The sequence below is a fragment of the Limnohabitans sp. Jir72 genome (assembly GCF_003063575.1).
GTDB lineage: Bacteria > Pseudomonadota > Gammaproteobacteria > Burkholderiales > Burkholderiaceae_C > Limnohabitans_A.
In genome coordinates, this window is sequence record NZ_NESC01000008.1 from 39,426 (window position 1) to 58,765 (window position 19,340).

The window sequence follows — 19,340 nt, forward strand, 5'->3', positions numbered from 1 at the left end:
GTTTTTCTTTCGCTATCATTGACGAATATCCGGATTCCGAGGCAACTTTTATGGCCGACAAAAAAGGCTCCACCACTGAGAAAAACCTGTACTGCTCCTTTTGCGGGAAGAGTCAGCACGAGGTCAAAAAGCTGATTGCAGGTCCATCGGTTTTCATTTGCGATGAGTGCATTGACTTGTGCAATGACATCGTGCGTGACGAGCTGGCCACAACCACCGTGGCCGATGCCGCCAAAGATGGTTTGCCAACGCCGCTGGACATCAAAAACAACCTCGACAATTACGTGATTGGCCAGGAAAAAGCCAAGCGCAGTCTGGCTGTGGCGGTGTACAACCACTACAAACGTCTCAAGCACAAAGACGGTGCCAAAAAAGACGATGTTGAGCTGGCCAAGAGCAATATTTTGCTGATTGGCCCCACAGGATCGGGCAAGACATTGCTGGCCCAAACCATGGCCCGCATGCTCGATGTGCCTTTTGTCATGGCCGATGCCACCACCTTGACCGAAGCCGGTTATGTGGGTGAAGACGTGGAAAACATCGTCGCCAAGTTGTTGCAGACCTGCAATTACGACGTGGAGCGTGCCCAGCGCGGCATCGTCTACATCGACGAGATCGACAAGATCACGCGCAAGTCAGACAACCCGTCCATCACCCGAGATGTGTCGGGCGAGGGCGTGCAGCAAGCGCTGCTCAAGCTGGTCGAAGGCACCATGGCCAGCGTGCCGCCACAAGGCGGGCGCAAGCACCCCAACCAGGATTTCCTGCAGATCGACACGACCAACATTCTGTTCATCTGCGGTGGGGCTTTTGCAGGCCTCGAAAAGGTCATTGAAAGCCGCACAGAGTCGGGCGGCATTGGTTTCGGTGCCACGGTCAAGAGCAAGAAGCAGCGCTCTCTCACGGATGTTTTCAATGAAGTCGAGCCGGAAGATCTGATCAAGTTTGGTTTGATCCCCGAGTTGGTCGGTCGTCTGCCCGTGGTCGCCACGTTGGCAGAGCTGACCGAAGACGCTTTGGTGCAAATCCTGACCGAGCCCAAGAACGCCGTGGTCAAGCAGTTCACCAAACTGCTGGCCATGGAAGGCGTGGAGCTGGAAGTGCGCCCCAATGCCCTGACGGCCATTGCCCGAAAGGCCCTGGCCCGCAAGACCGGAGCCCGTGGCTTGCGTTCCATCATGGAGCAAGCTTTGATCGATACGATGTTCGAATTGCCCAATGCGGTCAACGTTGAGAAAGTGGTGGTGGACGAGTCCGCCATCGATGACAACAAGCCGCCGCTGCTGGTTTACCGCGAGTCGGCCAAACAGGCCTGACCCCCATGTGTGGCCCGGCGATCAATAATCCTTCTCATCGTTGGGTTGAAATCGCCGGTGCAGCATCCATGTGAAGCTGAATTGAACCAAGGGACACACCATGTCTGGACACATACCTTTGCCGCCCACCCCGATTGAACTGCCCATGTTGCCTTTGCGCGATGTGGTCGTGTTCCCTCACATGGTGATTCCGTTGTTTGTGGGACGCCCCAAGAGCATCAAGGCCTTGGAGTCGGCCATGGCGGCCGAGCGCCGCATCATGCTGGTGGCTCAGAAAACAGCCGCAAAAGACGAACCTGCCATCGATGACATGTTCGATGTGGGCTGCGTCTCGACCATCTTGCAAATGCTCAAGCTGCCCGATGGCACCGTCAAGGTGCTGGTCGAAGGCCAGCAGCGTGCGACGGTTCAATCCATCGCAGATGGCGAAGCCCACTTTGTGGCCAGCGTCACGCCCGTGGATACCGCCGCTGAGCAGTCTGAGCCCAGCAGCGAGATCGAGGCCCTGCGCCGTGCTGTCATGCAGCAGTTTGACCAGTACGTCAAACTCAACAAGAAGATTCCGCCCGAAATCCTGACCTCGATTTCCAGCATCGATGATGCGGGGCGCTTGGCCGACACGATCGCGGCTCACTTGCCCCTCAAGCTCGAAAACAAGCAGCAAGTGCTTGACTTGGCCAGCATCAAGGCGCGCTTGGAAAACCTGTTTGCCCAGCTGGAGCACGAGGTTGAGATCCTCAACGTTGATAAGCGCATCCGTGGCCGTGTCAAACGTCAGATGGAAAAGAACCAGCGCGACTTCTATTTGAACGAACAGGTCAAAGCCATCCAAAAAGAATTGGGCGAGGGCGAAGAAGGCGCAGACATTGAAGAGATCGAGAAAAAGATCAAGTCCGCCAAGATGTCGGCCGAGGCCCGCAAAAAGGCCGACGGTGAGCTCAAGAAGCTCAAGCTGATGTCCCCCATGTCGGCCGAAGCCTCGGTGGTGCGCAACTACCTCGAAGTCTTGACGGGTCTGCCATGGAGCAAAAAGACCAAGCTCAAACACGATTTGGGCAATGCCGAAGAGGTGCTGAACCAGGACCATTTCGGCTTGGACAAAGTCAAAGACCGTATTCTGGAATATCTTGCTGTGCAGCAACGCGTGGACAAGGTCAAGGCACCGATCCTGTGTCTGGTTGGCCCACCCGGTGTGGGCAAGACCTCGCTGGGTCAATCGATTGCCAAGGCCACGGGCCGCAAGTACGTGCGCATGGCCTTGGGCGGCATGCGTGACGAGGCTGAGATCCGCGGTCACCGCCGCACTTACATTGGCGCTTTGCCGGGCAAAGTCCTGCAAAACCTGAACAAGGTGGGTACCAAGAATCCTTTGTTCTTGCTCGACGAGATCGACAAGCTGGGTACCGATTTTCGTGGCGACCCATCGAGCGCCTTGCTGGAAGTGCTCGACCCCGAGCAGAACCACACCTTTGGTGACCACTACGTGGAGGTCGATTTCGACCTGAGCGATGTGATGTTTGTGGCCACATCCAACTCGATGAACATCCCTTCGGCATTGCTGGACCGGATGGAGGTCATTCGTTTGTCGGGGTACACCGAAGACGAAAAAACCAGCATCGCCATGAAGTACCTGTTGCCCAAGCAATTGGCCAACAACGGCGTCAAACCCGAAGAGCTGAATGTGACCGAAGATGCCGTGCGCGATGTGGTGCGTTACTACACCCGCGAAGCCGGTGTGCGATCGCTCGAGCGCGAACTGGGCAAGATTTGCCGCAAAGTCGTCAAGGCCTTGTTGCTCAAGCAAATGAAGCCACAGGTGCAGGTGACGGTGGACAACCTCAATGAATTTCTGGGCGTGCGCAAGTACAGCTATGGCCGTGCTGAGCAAAAGAACCAGGTCGGTCAAGTGGTGGGTCTGGCGTGGACCGAAGTGGGCGGCGATCTGCTGACCATTGAGGCGGCCTTGATGCCCGGCAAGGGTGTCATCACCCGCACTGGCTCGTTGGGCGATGTGATGAAAGAGTCGGTAGAAGCTGCGCGCACGGTGGTGCGCAGCCGTTCACGCTTGTTGGGCATCAAGGATGAGGTCTTTGAAAAGAAAGACCTGCACATCCACGTGCCTGACGGCGCCACCCCTAAAGACGGTCCCAGTGCAGGCGCAGCCATGACCACCGCGATGGTCTCGGCCATGACCGGTATCCCGGTGCGTGCCGATGTGGCCATGACCGGCGAGATCACCTTGCGCGGTGAGGTCACGGCCATTGGGGGTTTGAAGGAAAAGCTGCTTGCCGCTTTGCGTGGTGGCATCAAGACAGTGCTCATCCCTGAAGACAACGTCAAGGATTTGCAGGACATTCCTGAGAACGTCAAAAACGGGCTCGAGATCGTGCCTGTCAAGTGGATCGACCAGGTGTTGGATGTGGCGTTGGAAGCCAAGCCGGTGCCGTTGAGCGAAGAAGAAATGGCCGCCGCTGCGGTCACGGCTGTCACGGCGACGCCCAAGGTCGAGGCCGTGAAACATTGATGCAAAATTTCCGGGGTCCTCTCGAAATGCCCCGGAAATGGCGCTATAATTCTTCTATCGCAGCGAACAAAGCATATAATGCTGAATTCACTGATGTGCGGGAATAGCTCAGTTGGTAGAGCGCAACCTTGCCAAGGTTGAGGTCGCGAGTTCGAATCTCGTTTCCCGCTCCAAACATTGAAAGAAGTGCCAACCTCTTTCATCAAAAAGGGAAGCAACTGCTTCCCTTTTTTGTCGGAATTTTCCAGGGCTCGCGTCTTGGAACTGGGCGCGGTAGCAAAGCGGTTATGCACCGGATTGCAAATCCGTGTAGGTCGGTTCGACTCCGGCCCGCGCCTCCAGAATTCTTTAAACCTCCCACATCACTTGGCCCGCTGTCAGCGGGCTTTTTTGCGACCGATGCCTTATGCTTTGATGGCACGCGTTCCAGCGTTCAACCTCTACCAGATTCATGAACCTGCATCGTATTGATCTTGTATCTCTGTATTTGTTTCAACTGGCGGCCCGCACCGGCAGCATCAGCCAAGGGGCTGAGTTGGCCAAGTTGGCTGTGGGCGCGGCCAGCAAACGGATGACCGACTTGGAGCAGGCCTTTGGTGTGGCTTTGCAGGCGCGACACTCGCGGGGGGTTAAGCTGACTTTGGCTGGCGAGACATTGCACCGCCATGTGCATCGCATCCAGAGCAATGTGGACCAGATGAGCGATGATTTGTCCGGTCACGCCAAAGGCTTGATGGGGGTGGTGCGCTTATTGGCCAAGGCCGTCAAAGAATCCGGTGCAACCATCGACTGAGGAACATCTCCATGAACATGCCGCAACTCACACCCGGTGCACTCAAAGGCCTGCGCGTGGTCGAGATGGGCCAGCTGATTGCTGGTCCCTTTTCAGCCAAGACGCTGGGTGACTTTGGTGCCGACATCATCAAGATCGAGCCCCCTGGTGCGGGCGACCCGCTGCGCAACTGGCGCATGTTGCAAGACGGCACTTCCGTCTGGTGGCAAGTGCAGTCGCGCAACAAACGCTCCATTGCGATTGACCTGCGCAGCGCCGAAGGGCAAGACATCGCGCGGCAGTTGATCGCCCAGGCCGATGTGCTGATTGAAAATTTCCGTCCCGGCACGCTCGAAGGCTGGGGCATGGACTACGAGACGCTGTCTCATACCAACCCGGGCTTGGTGATGCTGCGCATCTCTGGCTACGGTCAGACGGGGCCATACCGCGACTTGCCTGGCTTTGGTGTGATCGGTGAGGCCATGGGCGGCCTGCGCCACCTGACGGGCGAGCCCGACCGCGTGCCAGTGCGTTGCGGCATCTCCATTGGCGACACACTGGCCGCATTGCACGGCACCATCGGTGTGCTGATGGCGCTCTACCATCGCAAAGTCAACGAGGGCCAGGGGCAGGTCATTGACGTGGCGCTCAACGAGGCGGTCCTCAATGTGATGGAGAGTCTGGTGCCCGAATACAGCGCATTCGGCACCATCCGCGAACCCGCGGGTTCGGCATTGCCCGGCATCGCCCCGTCCAACGCTTACCGCTGCGCTGACGGGGTGGTGTTGATCGCGGGCAATGGCGACAGCATTTTCAAGCGGCTGATGCAGGTCATCGGTCGTGAAGACTTGGGCAATGATCCCGAGTTGGCCGACAACGCTGGGCGTGTGGCCCGTGTCAAGGCACTGGACTCGGCCATCGAAGCCTGGTCGCAAAGCCGCACTGTGGTGGACGTGCTGGAGGTCCTTGCCCAAGCCAGCGTGCCCGCCGGTCGGGTTTACACCGCCAAGGACATCGTGGAAGATCCGCACTACCGCGTCCGAGACATGATCCTCCAGCAGCAGACCCGCGACGGGCACAACATCGAAGTGCCCGGCATCGTGCCCAAGCTGATGGGTACACCCGGTCGGGTGAGGTCCTCGGCCCCCAAGCTGGGCGATGACACCGACGCTGTGCTCACCGAGCTGGGCATGAGCGCAGAACAGATCCGCCAATTCCGTGACAAAAAGGTGGTCGCATGAAAACGGACAATGCCGTTTGGCAAGGGGCAGGGTGCGTGCATCCACATGCAAGAAGTCGGCACCCTAGACGGTCTGCAGGCCGAATCGGCTTTTGTGCCGACCGAAGACAAGATCGCCCTCGAACAGTCCTTTGCAGGACTGGCTGAGGTTGTCAAAGCAGTGCAGGGCACCGGTGTGACCATCAACTTGTCGCTGTCTTGCACCTTTGGCTGCCCCATGGAAAGCGACGTGCCGGTGCCCGTGGTGCTCGAATGGTGCCGCCACTTTGTTGAGGAGTTGGGGCCGACGGTGTGACGCTTTGTGACATTGTGCATGCGCTGGCCCTGATGGGTTACGACACGGGCGTAGCCTTGTTAGGCTTGCTGGCTGCGGCCAGCCAACTGACGGCACTCATTGGCCATGATGTGCCAAGCCAGAACCGCAAGGCCGGACGCAGGCTCGATCTGCACCCCAAACCGCACGACTTTGCCCAACTGAGCTTGCGTGCAGCCGCTGACACTGAGCCACTGACAGCCCGCTTGCCACGGACGAAGAAGGTCATTGCTGTACTTGGCCAACAAAAAATCCGAATTCAAGCTGAGCGCGCTGAAAAAGAGGTTTTGTCGATGTATAATTTGAGGCTTCAACGCGGGAATAGCTCAGTTGGTAGAGCGCAACCTTGCCAAGGTTGAGGTCGCGAGTTCGAATCTCGTTTCCCGCTCCAAACATTGAAAGAAGTGCCAACCTCTTTCATCAAAAAAGGGAAGCAATTGCTTCCCTTTTTTGTAGAATTTTAAAAATTTGGCGCGATAGCAAATCGGTTATGCAACGGATTGCAAATCCGTTTAGCCCAGTTCGACTCTGGGTCGCGCCTCCACTCCAAAAGCCACTTCAATGCATGTTGAAGTGGCTTTTTTTATGGTGCGTGTCCAATGTGGTTCAGTTGGCGCGAGCAACCCACACAGTGGCACCTTCAGGTCCATACAACTCGGCATGCGGCACATTGCGGGCCAGACGGAAATTGTCACCAGTTTTCAGGTGTCGCACTTCGTCACCGGTGGTCAACCAGTATTCACCTCGGGCGACATACGCGCTGACATCAAAAGGGTGGGTGTGCGTGTCCAGGTGCAGTTGCGGTGCCCACTCCCTGGTGATGATTTCATCGAAACCTTCGTCGAGGGCCTGTTTGCAAAAGGTGTCAAATGTCGGTGTGCTCATGGTGCGTGCTACGTTGTGAACGTGATGGCGGGATTGAAAGAGCCCATCTTGGCCGAGCATGTGTTGTTTTGTCCAGCATGGCTGCGACTGCATGGCCGAGCTGGTAGCAGGCGAGTTGTGCAGTTTGATCGACGCACACCACCAAAATGGCCCATTCTTGTGGCTTAATAACGGTTTGCATTATTTTCCTGGAGCCACAGATGGGCAACAAAATCGTTACTGAAGCAGATCGTAAATTCACAGCACCACTGCCCGCACTGCCCGGCGTGACATTGCGCACACATGGCCGTGGCCAGCGCGTGAGCTTGGAGCGTGGCGTGGCGACTCGCAGCAAGAAAAACCCCGGCAAACGCTCCAAAAAAGGCGGTTGATCGTTCAAGATGTGACGATCAGTCCATTTTGATCACAAGCCACTGAACCTTCAGTGGCTTTTTTGTTGGCGTTTTGAGGTTCTTCAAAGGAGACAAGCATGGTGATTTCTTATGTGGCGATTTTGGTGGCAGGTCTGATGCCTGTGATCTGCGCAGGCATCTCCAAAGCTGGTGCGAAGGGGTATGACAACCACAATCCGCGTGAATGGATGGCTCAGCAAACCGGCTACCGCGCACGTGCGAATGCGGCGCAAGCCAATTGCTTGGAGGCATTTCCATTTTTTGCAGTGGGTGTCGTGCTCGCCTTGTTGACGGGCGTGCAGCCAGTGGTTGTGGATTCGCTGTGTGTGCTGTTCATGGCCGCACGCGTGGCTTATGTGGCCTGCTACCTTCAAGACAAAGCTCGATTTCGATCCTTGTTCTGGCTTGTGGGATACATCGCCGTGCTGGCGTTGTACGTCTTGGCCATGCTGAATTTACAGATCGGCTGAGCGCAGAAAATGCGCTATATCAGGGCACAATAGAGCTCCAGCCTCGGTGGTGAAACTGGTAGACACACCGGACTTAAAATCCGTTGCTTCCGTAACAGGGGCGTGCCGGTTCGATTCCGGCCCGAGGCACCACAGTTAGAAAAACATCATCATGAACCAAGACAACGCACCGTTTGAGATCCACGTGCATGGTGATGTGCCGATCAAACCCGGCACCGACCTCCAGGCTGTGCAAGAAGCGCTCAAGCCGCTTTGGCATTACGCCGGTGCACGCACTTTGAGCGAGGGATCGCCCAGCCTGTACGAGGAAGAACCCGGCATCCGTTTTGACGTGAACACCCATCGCCTGCACATGTGTTGGACGGTGCGCGGCGATGATGATTTCCGCATGGTGCTGGACGATCTTTGCATGAACCTCAATGAACTGTCTGCCGCTGGTACCCAGATTGAGGTCACTTTCTATGACACCGATTTCGACGACGAAGACGAGGCCAACGGCGGCGAGTCACGCGACGATTTCGTGATGCTGTTCGTCGGACCCGATCCTGGTGCCATCATGCAAGCTCAGCGTGATTTGCTGGTGCATGACGTGATCAACATGATGGAGCGCCATTTCGACGGCGCTGAATTGGGCGGCGTGGTGGCAGAAATCGACAAATTGTTCAGCCAGCGTTTTGACAGCCTGGTCAGCTCGTTGGACATTGGCAAGCCACCCAAAGGCTCGGGTGGCAATGGCCATGGCGGTGGCAATCGCCGACCCCGACACCTGCACTGAAAGATGCTGCCATGAAGGCCCTCTTCTCAAGCGATGCACTCAATCCCGGTGTTCGACTTCGCGAGGTGTTTGGCTGGGCGATGTACGACTTCGCCAATTCCGGTTACACCACGGTGGTCATCACGGCGGTGTTTGCGGCATATTTTGTAGGCGGTGTGGCCCAAGGCGCATCTTGGGCCACCTTGGCCTGGACGGTAGGCCTGAGCATTTCCTACGTCATCGTCATGCTGAGCATGCCGGGTTTGGGGGCGTGGGCCGACCGAACGGCAGGCAAAAAACGTTTGCTGATGACCGTGACCGCAGCGTGCGTGCTCAGCACCGCCGCGCTGGCCTGGGTCGGCCCCGGCCAAGTGGCCTTGGGTCTTTGCCTGCTCATCGTCTCCAACACCTTCTTTTCGTTTGGCGAGTCTTTGACCGCTTCCTTTTTGCCCGAACTCGCCAAGCCTGAGGCCATGGGGCGCGTCAGCGGCTGGGGCTGGGCTTTGGGCTACATCGGCGGCATGTTGACCTTGGGCGTGTGCTTGGCGTATGTGCTGGCCGCGCAGGCACGGGGTGAAAGCGGCAGCCAGTTTGTGCCTGTCACCATGTTGATCACAGCGCTGGTTTATGGTGCATCCGCTTGCGTGACCTTTGCCTTGCTGAAAGAGCATTCGCCGCCGCAGCCCGACGCACCGATGGTAGGCATGCTGCAAAGCCTGCGCCAGTTGAAGCAGACCTTCAGGGATGCTCGGCCTTACAAGGACTTCACACGCTTGATGGCCTGCGCCGTGGCCTACCAAGGCGGGGTTGCAGTGGCGATTTCGTTAGCGGCGATTTACGCCGAGCAGGTGATTGGCTTTCAACCTCAAGAAACCATGGTGCTCATCTTTGTGTTGAATATCGCGGCCTTTGTGGGGGCCTTCGTGTTGGGCTATGCGCAAGACCGGATCGGGCACAAATTGGCTTTGGCTCTGACCTTGCTGGGCTGGATATTGACCTGCGTGATCGCGGCCTTGTCGAGCACGAAAGAGGTGTTTTGGTGGGCGGCGGCCCTGGCCGGGGTATGCATGGGTTCTAGCCAGTCATCAGGTCGGGCCATGGCGGGCTTGATGGTGCCGCCTTCGCGGCTGGGTGAGTTTTTTGGCCTCTGGACCTTTGCGATCCGCTTGGCCAGCATCCTTGGGCCTTTGAGCTATGGCCTCATCACTTGGCTCAGTGGCGGTAACCAACGCCTGGCCATTGGCTCGACATCGCTGCTGTTTGTCTTGGGCTTGGTCCTGCTGATGCCGGTGAGCGTCGAGCGCGGTCGACGCATGGCGCTTGGCCAGACCGACCACTGATCAGACCTGCGGATCGGATTCGTGGCAAACCGAGTGGGGCAGCCGCAGCCAACGGTGTGCAGCCGCTTGCAGTGCGCCGAGATCACCATTGGTCATCAAACGCATGCGTTCAGAACCCGCATGGGGTGCAGGTCCGCTGCGCAATTGCCCCGATGCTTCCAGCAAGCGGCGGGTTTGACGGGCCACAGGTTCGCCAGTTGAGACCAGTTGCACATCCGGACCGAGCCATTTGCGCAATGCGTCTTCTGCAAAAACGTAGTGCGTGCAGCCCAGCACCAAAGTGTCCATCTCGCCCGGTGTTTTGCCAAATCGGCCCATCTGTCCTGTGTAGTTCCGCAGCAATGCGCTGACCTGGTCAGCGTCGTGTGTGGCCGATGCAGCGTGTGTGCTTTGCTCAATGGCCAGGGCCAAACCATTGCAGGGCTGAACCACGAAGTCGGCCTGGTCTTGCAAGCTGGCGAGGAGCCGATGGAATTTTTCGCTGGACAGCGTGCCCCTGGTGCCGATGACGCCGATGCGTTTGGTTTGGCTCAGCGCGATGGCCGGTTTGAGTGCGGGCTCGACGCCGATCAAGGGCAAATGCGGGTGCTGCGCTCGCAAGGTGTGAATGGCGGCTGCTGTGGCGGTGTTGCAGGCCACCACCAGGGCTTTGATGTGGTGGCGATCAATCAGATGCTGTGCAATGGCCAGGCTGCGCTGGCGTACGAAGAGATCCCCTTTTTCACCATACGGCGCATGACCGCTGTCGGCCCAATACACAAAGTGCTCGTGCGGCAACTCGGCTTGCAGCGCCTGCAGTACGCTCAGGCCGCCGATGCCGCTGTCAAAAACGCCGATGGGGGATTCGGTCATGAATCGGGGAAGGGCGGTGACTTGCGGGTCACCGCCGCATCACATTCAGGCAGCGGTCACGCCAATGCCTTTGAACTCACCCGTGGCGATGCGCTTTTGCCATTCGGCAGGTCCGGTGATGTGGGCGCTGGTGCCGCCCGCATCCACCGCCACTGTCACGGGCATGTCGACCACGTCGAATTCGTAAATGGCTTCCATGCCCATGTCGGCAAAGCCCACCACTTTGGCGTGCTTGATGGCTTTGGACACGAGGTAAGCCGCACCGCCCACGGCCATCAGGTAAGCGCTCTTGTGCTTTTTGATGGCTTCGATGGCGACCGGGCCGCGCTCGGCCTTGCCGATCATGGCGATCAGACCGGTGTTGGCCAGCATCATCTCGGTGAAGCCGTCCATGCGGGTGGCGGTGGTGGGGCCTGCGGGACCCACAGCCTCGTCGCCCACGGGGTCCACCGGGCCCACGTAGTAAATCACGCGGTTCTTAAAGTCCACGGGCAGCGGCTCGCCCTTGGCCAGCATGTCTTGAATGCGTTTGTGCGCAGCGTCACGGCCCGTCAGCATCTTGCCGTTGAGCAGCAGGGTCTGGCCGGGTTTCCAGGCGGCCACTTGTTCGGGCGTGAGGGTGTTCAGGTCCACGCGTTGGCTCTTTTCGGTGTCGGCCGTCCAGTTCACGTTGGGCCACAGATCGAGCGATGGCGCTTCCAGGTAAGTGGGGCCTGAGCCGTCGAGCACAAAGTGCGCGTGGCGGGTGGCCGCGCAGTTGGGGATCATGGCCACGGGCTTGCTGGCCGCGTGGGTGGGGTACATCTTGATCTTGATGTCCAGCACGGTGGTCAGGCCCCCAAGGCCTTGCGCGCCAATGCCCAGGGCGTTGACCTTGTGGTACAGCTCCAGGCGCATTTCTTCGACGGGGTCGAGCTTTTCGCCTTTGCTCGATTTTTCGAGCAGCTGGTACATGTCCAGGTCGTCCATCAGGCTTTCTTTGGCCAAGAGCACGGCTTTTTCGGCTGTGCCGCCAATGCCGATGCCCAACATGCCGGGCGGGCACCAGCCCGCACCCATGGTGGGCACCGTTTTGAGCACCCAGTCGACGATGCTGTCGCCGGGGTTGAGCATGATCAACTTGGACTTGTTTTCGCTGCCGCCGCCTTTGGCCGCCACCGTCACATGCACATGGTGACCGGGCACGATCTTGGTGAAGATCACGGCGGGCGTGTTGTCCTTGGTGTTCTTGCGGTTGAAGTGCGGGTCAGACACGACCGATGCACGCAACATGTTGTCGGCATGGTTGTAGCCACGGCGCACGCCTTCGTTGACCGCGTCTTCCAGGCTGCCGGTGAAACCGTCAAATTTCACGTCCATGCCGACTTCGAGGAACACGTTCACGATGCCCGTGTCCTGGCAAATCGGGCGGTGGCCAAAAGCGCTCATCTTGCTGTTGGTCAGGATCTGCGCAATGGCGTCCTTGGCGGCAGGGCTTTGCTCGCGCTCGTAGGCGCTGGCCAGATGAGAGATGAAATCAGCCGGGTGGTAGTAGCTGATGTATTGCAGCGCGGCGGCAACGGATTCGATCAGGTCGTCTTGTTTGATCAGAGTGGTCATGGTGATGTGATCCTGGAGAGAGACAAAAAATCGGAAAGGTGTTTCAGTGGTCAGGTTTTTCGTGGCGAGACATCAGGCGGTCGGCATAGGCAATCGCGAGTGCACTGAGCAAAAAAGCAATGTGGATGAGGGTTTGCCACATGAGTACTTTCTCGTCGTAATTGGCGGCGTTGATGAAGGTTTTCAGCAGGTGGATGGAGCTGATGCCTATGATGGCCGTGCCCAACTTGACCTTGAGCACCGAGGCGTTGACGTGGTCCAGCCATTCAGGTTGATCCGGGTGGTCTTCCAAGTTCAGGCGCGAGACAAAGGTTTCGTAGCCGCCGACGATCACCATGATCATCAGGTTGGAGATCATGACCACGTCGATCAAGCCCAGCGCGACAAGCATGATCACGGTTTCATTCAGCTTTGTGATGGGCGCATCGGTTTTGTACCCAATGCTGTTGATCAAGGCTTGTAACGCGGTCTGGCTGCCAAAAGCAGCTTCGAGCAAATGCACCAGCTCGACCCAGAAATGAAAAACGTACACCGCTTGCGCTGCGATCAGGCCCAGATACAAAGGCAGTTGCAACCAACGGCTTGCAAAAATGAATTTGTTCAAGGCGCTCAAAGAACTTTTTCGTGCAGGAGGGCGTGAGGACATGCTTGGATTGAGTGGTTTTTCCAGAAGCCACAGGCTTCGGGCAAATTCGGATTTTAGGCGGTAGAACCGTGTTTCACGCCCCAGTTCGTGCAAGACTGCTGTCAGTCAGTGCTTTGTAAGAGCGAAAGCAGACATTTGCACCAGTTTGAAAAACGCCATGTCATTGAGGAGACAAATCTGATGAGTTCCAACATTTACCAACCCAGCGCAGACTTCGTTAAAAACGCCAACGTCTCCGGTATGGCTGCTTACGAAGCTTTGTGCAAAGAAGCAGAAACCGATTACCAGGGTTTTTGGGGCCGCTTGGCCAATGAGCTGATCACCTGGAAGACACCTTTCACCAAAGTGCTCGACGAGTCAAACGCCCCTTTCTTCAAGTGGTTTGAAGACGGCACCCTGAACGTGTCTTACAACTGCCTGGACCGCAACGTCGAAAAAGGCCTGGGCGACAAGACCGCCATCATTTTTGAAGCCGACGGCGGCGAAGTGACCAAGGTCACCTACAGCCAGTTGCTGGCCAAGACATGCCAATACGCCAATGCATTGAAGAGCTTGGGCATCAAAAAAGGTGACCGCGTGGTCATCTACATCTCCATGTCCATCGAGGGCGTGGCCGCCATGCAAGCCTGCGCCCGCATTGGCGCGACCCATTCGGTGGTGTTTGGTGGTTTCTCGGCCCAGTCGCTGCGCGATCGCATCGAAGACACCGGCGCTGTGGCCGTCATCACCGCTGACAACCAAGTGCGCGGCGGCAAGTTGCTGCCCCTCAAATCCATCGTGGACGAAGCCATTGGTTTGGGCGGCTGCGGCTCCATCAAAAACGTGTTGGTCGTCAAGCGCTCGGGCGCTGACATCGCGATGACCGCAGGCCGCGACCTGTGGATGCAGGATGTGGCTGACCAGCAAGCTACCACCTGCGAGCCAGAGTGGGTGAGCGCTGAACACCCCCTGTTCTTGCTCTACACCTCGGGCTCCACCGGCAAACCCAAAGGCGTGCAGCACAGCACCGGCGGCTACCTGCTGCATGCCGCTTTGACCACCAAGTGGACCTTTGACCTGAAGCAGGATGACGTGTTCTGGTGCACCGCCGACATCGGCTGGGTCACCGGCCACACCTACATCACCTACGGCCCCTTGGCTTTGGGTGGCACCGAGATCGTGTTCGAAGGTGTGCCCACCTACCCAGACGCTGGCCGCTTCTGGAAGATGATCCAGGACCATAAAGCCACGATCTTCTACACCGCGCCGACCGCCATCCGCTCGCTCATCAAAGCCGCTGAAGCCAACGATGCCGTGCACCCCAAGAGCTACGACTTGTCGAGCCTGCGCCTGCTGGGCTCGGTCGGCGAGCCGATCAACCCAGCCGCTTGGGAGTGGTACTACGAGCATGTCGGCGGCAGCCGTTGCCCCATTGTGGACACCTTCTGGCAAACCGAAACCGGTGGCCACATGATCACGCCGCTGCCTGGCGTCACGCCCATGGTCCCAGGTTCTTGCACACTGCCGTTCCCCGGCATCCAGGCCGCCATCGTGAGCGAAACCGGTGACGACATGCCCAATGGCCAAGGCGGCATTTTGGTCGTCAAGCGACCATGGCCTTCCATGATCCGCAACATCTGGGGCGACCCTGAGCGCTTCAAGAAGAGCTACTACCCTGAAGACTTCAAGGGCAAGTACTACTTGGCGGGCGACGGCGCGATTCGCGACGAGAAAACCGGTTACTTCACCATCACTGGCCGCATCGACGACGTGCTGAACGTCTCCGGTCACCGCATGGGCACGATGGAAATCGAATCGGCCTTGGTCAGCTGCACCGAGCTGGTGGCCGAAGCCGCCGTGGTGGGCCGCCCTGACGACACCACCGGCGAAGCCATCTGCGCATTCGTGGTGCTCAAGCGCTCACTGCCCAACACAGACGAAGGCAAAGCCATCGCCAAGCAATTGCGCGACCACATTGCCAAAGAAATCGGTCCGATCGCCAAGCCCAAAGACATTCGCTTTGGCGAGAACCTGCCCAAGACCCGTTCGGGCAAGATCATGCGCCGCCTGCTGCGTTCGTTGGCCAAAGGTGAAGAGATCACGCAAGACATCTCCACCCTTGAGAACCCTGCGATCTTGGGCCAGCTGGGCCAGGCTTACTGATCTGCGCGGGCGTATGCCCGCTGCCAAGCAAAACGGCAGCCTTGGCTGCCGTTTTTCATGCGGGTCGATCCGCTCAGTCGCCCAGCACCACGCCTTCACGCCGTGGGTCAGCGCCGCCAAACCAGCCTGTGGATGTGCGTTCAATGGCTTGCAAGCCGCTGGTCATCTCCATTTCGCGTACCTCATGGCCACGCGCCTTGAGGGCTTCTACAGTGCTGCTTGGAAAGCCTTTGGATTCGAGCAGGGTGGGGCCATTGAGCGAGCCAAAGTTGGGCAGACTCACCGCTTGTTGGGCGTTCAGGCCCCAATGCAAGGTGCCGGTGAGCAGTTTGGCCGTGTAGTGGATGATCAGCGCCCCGCCAGGGCTGCCGCCGCTCATGAGCAGCTGGCCGGTGGTTTTGTCGAACACCAGCGTGGGTGACATAGACGAGCGGGGCCGTTTGCCGGGCTCAACCCGGTTGGCGATCGGCCGCCCTTGCGCATCGGCTGGGGTAAAGCTGAAATCGGTCAACTGGTTGTTGAGCAAAAAGCCGCCCGGGCGCGCAGTGTCGGTCGTCACCATGCGGCGTGCGCCAAAGGCCGCTTCAATGGTGGTGGTCATGGCCACAGCGCGGCCTTGGGCATCAACCACGCTGATGTGGCTGGTGCCGTATTCGGTTTGTGCGGGCATGGGTGCCCACGACGTGGAGCTGCCCGAAGGCTGACCCGGTGTGGCCAGCTTCATGGATTGCGCACCGATGAGTTGGCTGCGCTGCGCCAAATAAGCGGGGGCCAGCAGGCTGCGCCAGTCCCCAGCGGGTGCATTCACAAAGTCCGGGTCTGCCACGTATTGCGCTCGGTCGGCAAAAGCCAGCCGCGACGCCTCGGTGTAGCGGTGCAAAAAGTTGGGGGAGGGCAGGCCATCAGCCAGTTCGGGACCTTGGGCGGTCGCGGAGGAAATCATGCCCAAGATCTGCCCTATGGCGATCTGCCCCGAAGACGGCGGCGGGAAGCCGCAAATGCGGTAAGCCCGCGCCTGTGCCATGTGGTCAAAGCACAGCGCCTCGCGCTCGCGGGGACGGTAGTCACGCAGGTCTTGCAGACTCAGGCTGCCCGGGCGAGGCGGCGATTGCACCCGTTGCACGATGGCCTGGGCCACAGCGCCTTCGTGCAGGGCCCGGCTGCCTTCGGCGGCAATGCGGCGCAGCACATGGGCGTATTCGAGGTTGCGCAGCACATGGCCTATCGGCCAGGCTTGGCCCTCGGCGTTGTAAAAAAAACGGGCCGCCAGCGGGTCTTTTTTCAGATGCGGGTCGGTTTGCAGCAGCGTGTGCAGGCGCGGGCTGACCTTGAAACCCTGCTCGGCCAAAGTGATGGCGGGCGTGAACAGCTGCACCCAAGGAAGTTGGCCATGCTGGCGGTGCGCCGCTTCGAGCATGCGCAAGGCGCCGGGCACACCCACAGACAAACCACTCAGCACCGCATCATAAAAGCGCAAAGGCTCGCCGTTGTCGCTCAAAAAGGTGCCTGAAAATGCATCAGCGGGTGCCGTTTCACGGCCATCAAACGCTTGAATGCGCTGCGCTCCGTCAAAGTGCAACAAAAAAGCCCCGCCCGCAATGCCGCTTGACTGCGGCTCCACCAGCCCCAGCACCATCTGCACCGCAATGGCCGCATCGAGCGCCGAGCCTCCAGCACGCAAGATCTGCAAACCGGCATCGGTGGCCAGCGGATTGGCCGCTGCCACCGCCTGACGGCCATACGCCCAACCCGGCTTGGCGGTGACGCCGCTGGCGGCCTCGGGCTGCTCGGGCGCGCTGTAGCGCAAGCTGGGGGCTGACGGTGGTGCGGCGCAAGCGCTGAGCAGGGCGAGAGTGATCAGGCTCAATGGGGTTTTCATATGCTCTCCAGATGGCGAATGCTAGCGCCCAAACGACGACAGGCCCAGAAGGGCCTGTCGCATGGGCTGTCCGCTCAGATCATTTCGGTGCCAGTCGGATCGCGCCGTCCAGGCGGATCACTTCGCCGTTGAGCATGTCGTTTTCGATGATGTGTTTGGCCAGTTTGGCGTAGTCTTGGGGAGTGCCCAGGCGGCTGGGGAAGGGCACGCCTGCGGCCAGCGCGTCTTGCACTTCTTGCGGCATGCCAAACAGCATGGGGGTGCCAAAGATGCCGGGGGCAATCGTCATGTTGCGGATGCCGTTGCGCGACAGGTCGCGGGCAATCGGCAGTGTCATGCCGACCACGCCGCCTTTGGACGCGGCGTAGGCTGCTTGGCCAATCTGGCCGTCATACGCCGCCACGCTGGCGGTGCTGATCAGCACGCCGCGCTCGCCTGTGGCTTCGGGTTCGTTTTTGCTCATGGCTTCAGAGGCCAGGCGGATCATGTTGAAGGTGCCCACCAGGTTGACCATGATGGTCTTGGTGTACACGGCCAGGCTGTGCGCGCCGTTCTTGCCCACGGTCTTTTCGGCGGGGGCGATGCCTGCGCAGTTGACCAGGCCCATCAGTTTGCCCATCGACACGGCTTGGGCCACCACGGCCTGACCATCGGCCTCGTTGCTCACGTCGCACTTGACGAAGGCGCCGCCCAGTTCCTTGGCGATGGCTTCGCCTTTTTCAGCCTGCATGTCGGCAATGACGACTTTGCCGCCGTTGGCCGCCAGCATGCGTGCCGTGCCTTCGCCCAGGCCCGATGCGCCGCCGGTGACGATGAAAACCTTGCCTTGAATGTCCATGTCTCACTCCTGTTTCAGTTGACGTTACGTAAACGTCAATTATGCACATTCACAGGCTGATGGGGCAGATATGGCATTTATTGATTAATGGTTTTACGGTAATTGGTTACATCAAAAGGCAGATTCCCAAGTGCCGCTTGTGTGCCTAGGATGGTCATTCACCGGGCTGTTGCGTCCGGCCAACTCTGATGGGGAGAAATGCATGGGTTCAAGGGACGCATTGGGCACAGAGCGCTGGGTACAAAACGACGAGAACTGGCGCAAGGCGACTGAGTTGTTGTCCTTGGCCGGCATCACGGTTGGCGGCGACAAGCCTTGGGATATGCAGGTGCACCATCCGGCGACCTTTGACCGCATACTGACCCAGGGCAGTTTGGGGCTGGGTGAGAGCTACATGGATGGGTGGTGGGACTGCGAGGCGGTGGACGAATTGATTGCCCGTATTTTGTCCTCACGCTTGGATGAACAAGTCGGGCGTGCAGGCTGGATTTGGGCCTCCCTGCGGGCGCGGTTGACCAATTTGCAGTCCGAGCACCGGGCTTGGCAAGTGGGCGAGGTGCACTATGACCTGGGCAACGACTTGTATGAAGCCATGCTGGACCCTTCCATGGCCTACAGCTGTGGGTATTGGGCACAGGCCACCGATTTGCAGCTTGCTCAGGAAGCGAAGCTGGAGCTGATTTGCCAGAAGTTACAACTGCGCCCCGGTATGACGCTGTTGGACATTGGGTGTGGATGGGGAAGTCTGATGTTGTTTGCGGCCCGGCATTACGGCGTGCAGTGTGTGGGCCTGACGGTCTCTAAAGAGCAGGCGCATTTGGGCGCGATCAAGGCGGGTGATTTGCCTGTGCGATTTGAGTTGGCCGATTACAGGGCATTCAATTTGCAGGGAACGCAACGCTTTGACCGCATCGCCTCGGTGGGTATGTTCGAGCATGTGGGGCACAAGAATTACCGCAGTTTTTTTGACATGGCGCGGCGCTGCCTGCGCGGTGATGGCCTGTTTTTGCTGCACACCATTGGCAAAAACAAACCAGCTTGGGGGATTGACCCTTGGATTGAAAAGTACATCTTCCCCAATGGCGTCTTGCCCTCTGTGTCCGAAGTCGGTTATTACAGCGAGCAGGACTTTGTCATGGAAGACTGGCATAACTTTGGCACTGACTATGACAAGACCCTGATGGCTTGGCATGAGCGTTTTGAAGGGGCTTGGCCTGTTTTGAAAGAAAAATATGGCGAGCGCTTTTACCGCATGTGGCGCTACTACCTGTTGTGCTGCGCGGGCACCTTCAGGTCACGGGACAACCAGCTTTGGCAGGTGGTCTTCTCGCCCCGGGGGCAGTCGGGCGGTTACCGCCGACCGTTGGCCTGAGCGCAG

The 19,340-nt window shown here is 58.6% G+C and carries 16 protein-coding genes, 5 tRNA genes and 1 pseudogene; 16 read left to right on the forward strand and 6 right to left on the reverse strand.

The genetic code is table 11. The annotated features are described in order from the left end of the window. Window positions 1–50 precede the first annotated feature (50 nt). From clpX to B9Z52_RS12340, 9 genes and pseudogenes are all read left to right on the forward strand, one after another. A complete protein-coding gene (gene clpX, locus B9Z52_RS12300; protein WP_108414156.1) occupies window positions 51–1,316 on the forward strand; it encodes an ATP-dependent Clp protease ATP-binding subunit ClpX in 1,266 nt (421 codons plus the stop codon). Window positions 1,317–1,416: 100 nt separating this feature from the next. Continuing rightward, window positions 1,417–3,840: an endopeptidase La gene (gene lon / locus B9Z52_RS12305; RefSeq protein ID WP_108414157.1), complete on the forward strand. Its 2,424-nt coding sequence runs from the start codon at window positions 1,417–1,419 to the stop codon at window positions 3,838–3,840. 97 nt (window positions 3,841–3,937) lie between these two features. After that, window positions 3,938–4,013: transfer RNA gene (locus B9Z52_RS12310), tRNA-Gly, on the forward strand. Between the two features lie 94 nt (window positions 4,014–4,107). Then, window positions 4,108–4,181: transfer RNA gene (locus tag B9Z52_RS12315), tRNA-Cys, on the forward strand. A 110-nt stretch (window positions 4,182–4,291) separates the two neighbouring features. After that, window positions 4,292–4,633: a LysR family transcriptional regulator gene (locus B9Z52_RS12320; RefSeq protein WP_108414158.1), complete on the forward strand. Its 342-nt coding sequence runs from the start codon at window positions 4,292–4,294 to the stop codon at window positions 4,631–4,633. An 11-nt stretch (window positions 4,634–4,644) separates the two neighbouring features. Further along, window positions 4,645–5,853 carry a CaiB/BaiF CoA transferase family protein gene (locus B9Z52_RS12325; protein ID WP_369907914.1) on the forward strand — a complete coding sequence of 403 codons (1,209 nt, stop codon included), beginning with the start codon at window positions 4,645–4,647 and terminating at the stop codon, window positions 5,851–5,853. Further along, a pseudogene (locus tag B9Z52_RS12330) lies at window positions 5,850–6,347 on the forward strand (hypothetical protein); the annotation flags it as partial. The gene B9Z52_RS12325 and the pseudogene B9Z52_RS12330, both read left to right, overlap by 4 nt. A gap of 133 nt (window positions 6,348–6,480) precedes the next feature. Next, window positions 6,481–6,556 (forward strand) — tRNA-Gly (locus B9Z52_RS12335). A 79-nt stretch (window positions 6,557–6,635) separates the two neighbouring features. Continuing rightward, window positions 6,636–6,709 (forward strand) — tRNA-Cys (locus B9Z52_RS12340). Between the two features lie 62 nt (window positions 6,710–6,771). Here B9Z52_RS12340 and B9Z52_RS12345 read toward each other — a convergent pair. Next, window positions 6,772–7,050, reverse strand: a complete 279-nt coding sequence (locus B9Z52_RS12345; RefSeq protein WP_108414159.1) for a cupin domain-containing protein — start codon at window positions 7,048–7,050, stop codon at window positions 6,772–6,774. A 200-nt stretch (window positions 7,051–7,250) separates the two neighbouring features. Between B9Z52_RS12345 and B9Z52_RS18005 the strand changes: the two genes are divergently transcribed. The 5 genes from B9Z52_RS18005 to B9Z52_RS12365 all read left to right on the forward strand — a co-directional run bounded on the left by B9Z52_RS18005 (window position 7,251) and on the right by B9Z52_RS12365 (window position 10,006). Next, window positions 7,251–7,421, forward strand: a complete 171-nt coding sequence (locus B9Z52_RS18005) for a hypothetical protein (RefSeq protein ID WP_167394290.1) — start codon at window positions 7,251–7,253, stop codon at window positions 7,419–7,421. A gap of 98 nt (window positions 7,422–7,519) precedes the next feature. Continuing rightward, the gene (locus tag B9Z52_RS12350; protein WP_108414160.1) at window positions 7,520–7,912 is read left to right on the forward strand and encodes an MAPEG family protein; all 393 of its coding nucleotides are present in this window, start codon (window positions 7,520–7,522) and stop codon (window positions 7,910–7,912) included. A gap of 40 nt (window positions 7,913–7,952) precedes the next feature. Next, window positions 7,953–8,044: transfer RNA gene (locus B9Z52_RS12355), tRNA-Leu, on the forward strand. 19 nt (window positions 8,045–8,063) lie between these two features. Continuing rightward, window positions 8,064–8,687 carry a DUF6806 family protein gene (locus B9Z52_RS12360; protein WP_108414161.1) on the forward strand — a complete coding sequence of 208 codons (624 nt, stop codon included), beginning with the start codon at window positions 8,064–8,066 and terminating at the stop codon, window positions 8,685–8,687. 11 nt (window positions 8,688–8,698) lie between these two features. Further along, the gene (locus B9Z52_RS12365) at window positions 8,699–10,006 is read left to right on the forward strand and encodes an MFS transporter (protein WP_108414162.1); all 1,308 of its coding nucleotides are present in this window, start codon (window positions 8,699–8,701) and stop codon (window positions 10,004–10,006) included. On the opposite strand, the gene murI is transcribed toward B9Z52_RS12365, so the two are convergent. From murI to B9Z52_RS12380, 3 genes are read right to left on the reverse strand one after another with little or no spacing between them, the layout of a single operon-like run. Further along, a complete protein-coding gene (gene murI, locus B9Z52_RS12370) occupies window positions 10,007–10,858 on the reverse strand; it encodes a glutamate racemase (protein ID WP_108414163.1) in 852 nt (283 codons plus the stop codon). 45 nt (window positions 10,859–10,903) lie between these two features. Then, window positions 10,904–12,457 carry a fumarate hydratase gene (locus B9Z52_RS12375; protein ID WP_108414164.1) on the reverse strand — a complete coding sequence of 518 codons (1,554 nt, stop codon included), beginning with the start codon at window positions 12,455–12,457 and terminating at the stop codon, window positions 10,904–10,906. Window positions 12,458–12,500: 43 nt separating this feature from the next. Beyond that, complete coding sequence (locus B9Z52_RS12380) at window positions 12,501–13,103, reverse strand: TIGR00645 family protein (protein ID WP_108414165.1); 603 nt, start codon at window positions 13,101–13,103, stop codon at window positions 12,501–12,503. A 180-nt stretch (window positions 13,104–13,283) separates the two neighbouring features. On the opposite strand from B9Z52_RS12380, the gene acs reads away from it, so the two are divergent. Next, the gene (gene acs, locus B9Z52_RS12385) at window positions 13,284–15,245 is read left to right on the forward strand and encodes an acetate--CoA ligase (RefSeq protein ID WP_108414280.1); all 1,962 of its coding nucleotides are present in this window, start codon (window positions 13,284–13,286) and stop codon (window positions 15,243–15,245) included. 73 nt (window positions 15,246–15,318) lie between these two features. Here the strand turns inward: acs and B9Z52_RS12390 are convergent, their stop codons facing one another. Together B9Z52_RS12390 and B9Z52_RS12395 are read right to left on the reverse strand one after the other, a co-directional pair. Continuing rightward, window positions 15,319–17,124, reverse strand: coding sequence for a gamma-glutamyltransferase family protein (locus B9Z52_RS12390; RefSeq protein WP_108414166.1), 1,806 nt, complete (start codon window positions 17,122–17,124; stop codon window positions 15,319–15,321). Between the two features lie 79 nt (window positions 17,125–17,203). Beyond that, window positions 17,204–17,962 carry a 3-hydroxyacyl-CoA dehydrogenase gene (locus B9Z52_RS12395; protein WP_108414167.1) on the reverse strand — a complete coding sequence of 253 codons (759 nt, stop codon included), beginning with the start codon at window positions 17,960–17,962 and terminating at the stop codon, window positions 17,204–17,206. A gap of 202 nt (window positions 17,963–18,164) precedes the next feature. Between B9Z52_RS12395 and cfa the strand changes: the two genes are divergently transcribed. Then, window positions 18,165–19,334 carry a cyclopropane fatty acyl phospholipid synthase gene (gene cfa / locus B9Z52_RS12400; RefSeq protein ID WP_108414168.1) on the forward strand — a complete coding sequence of 390 codons (1,170 nt, stop codon included), beginning with the start codon at window positions 18,165–18,167 and terminating at the stop codon, window positions 19,332–19,334. Window positions 19,335–19,340 lie beyond the last annotated feature (6 nt).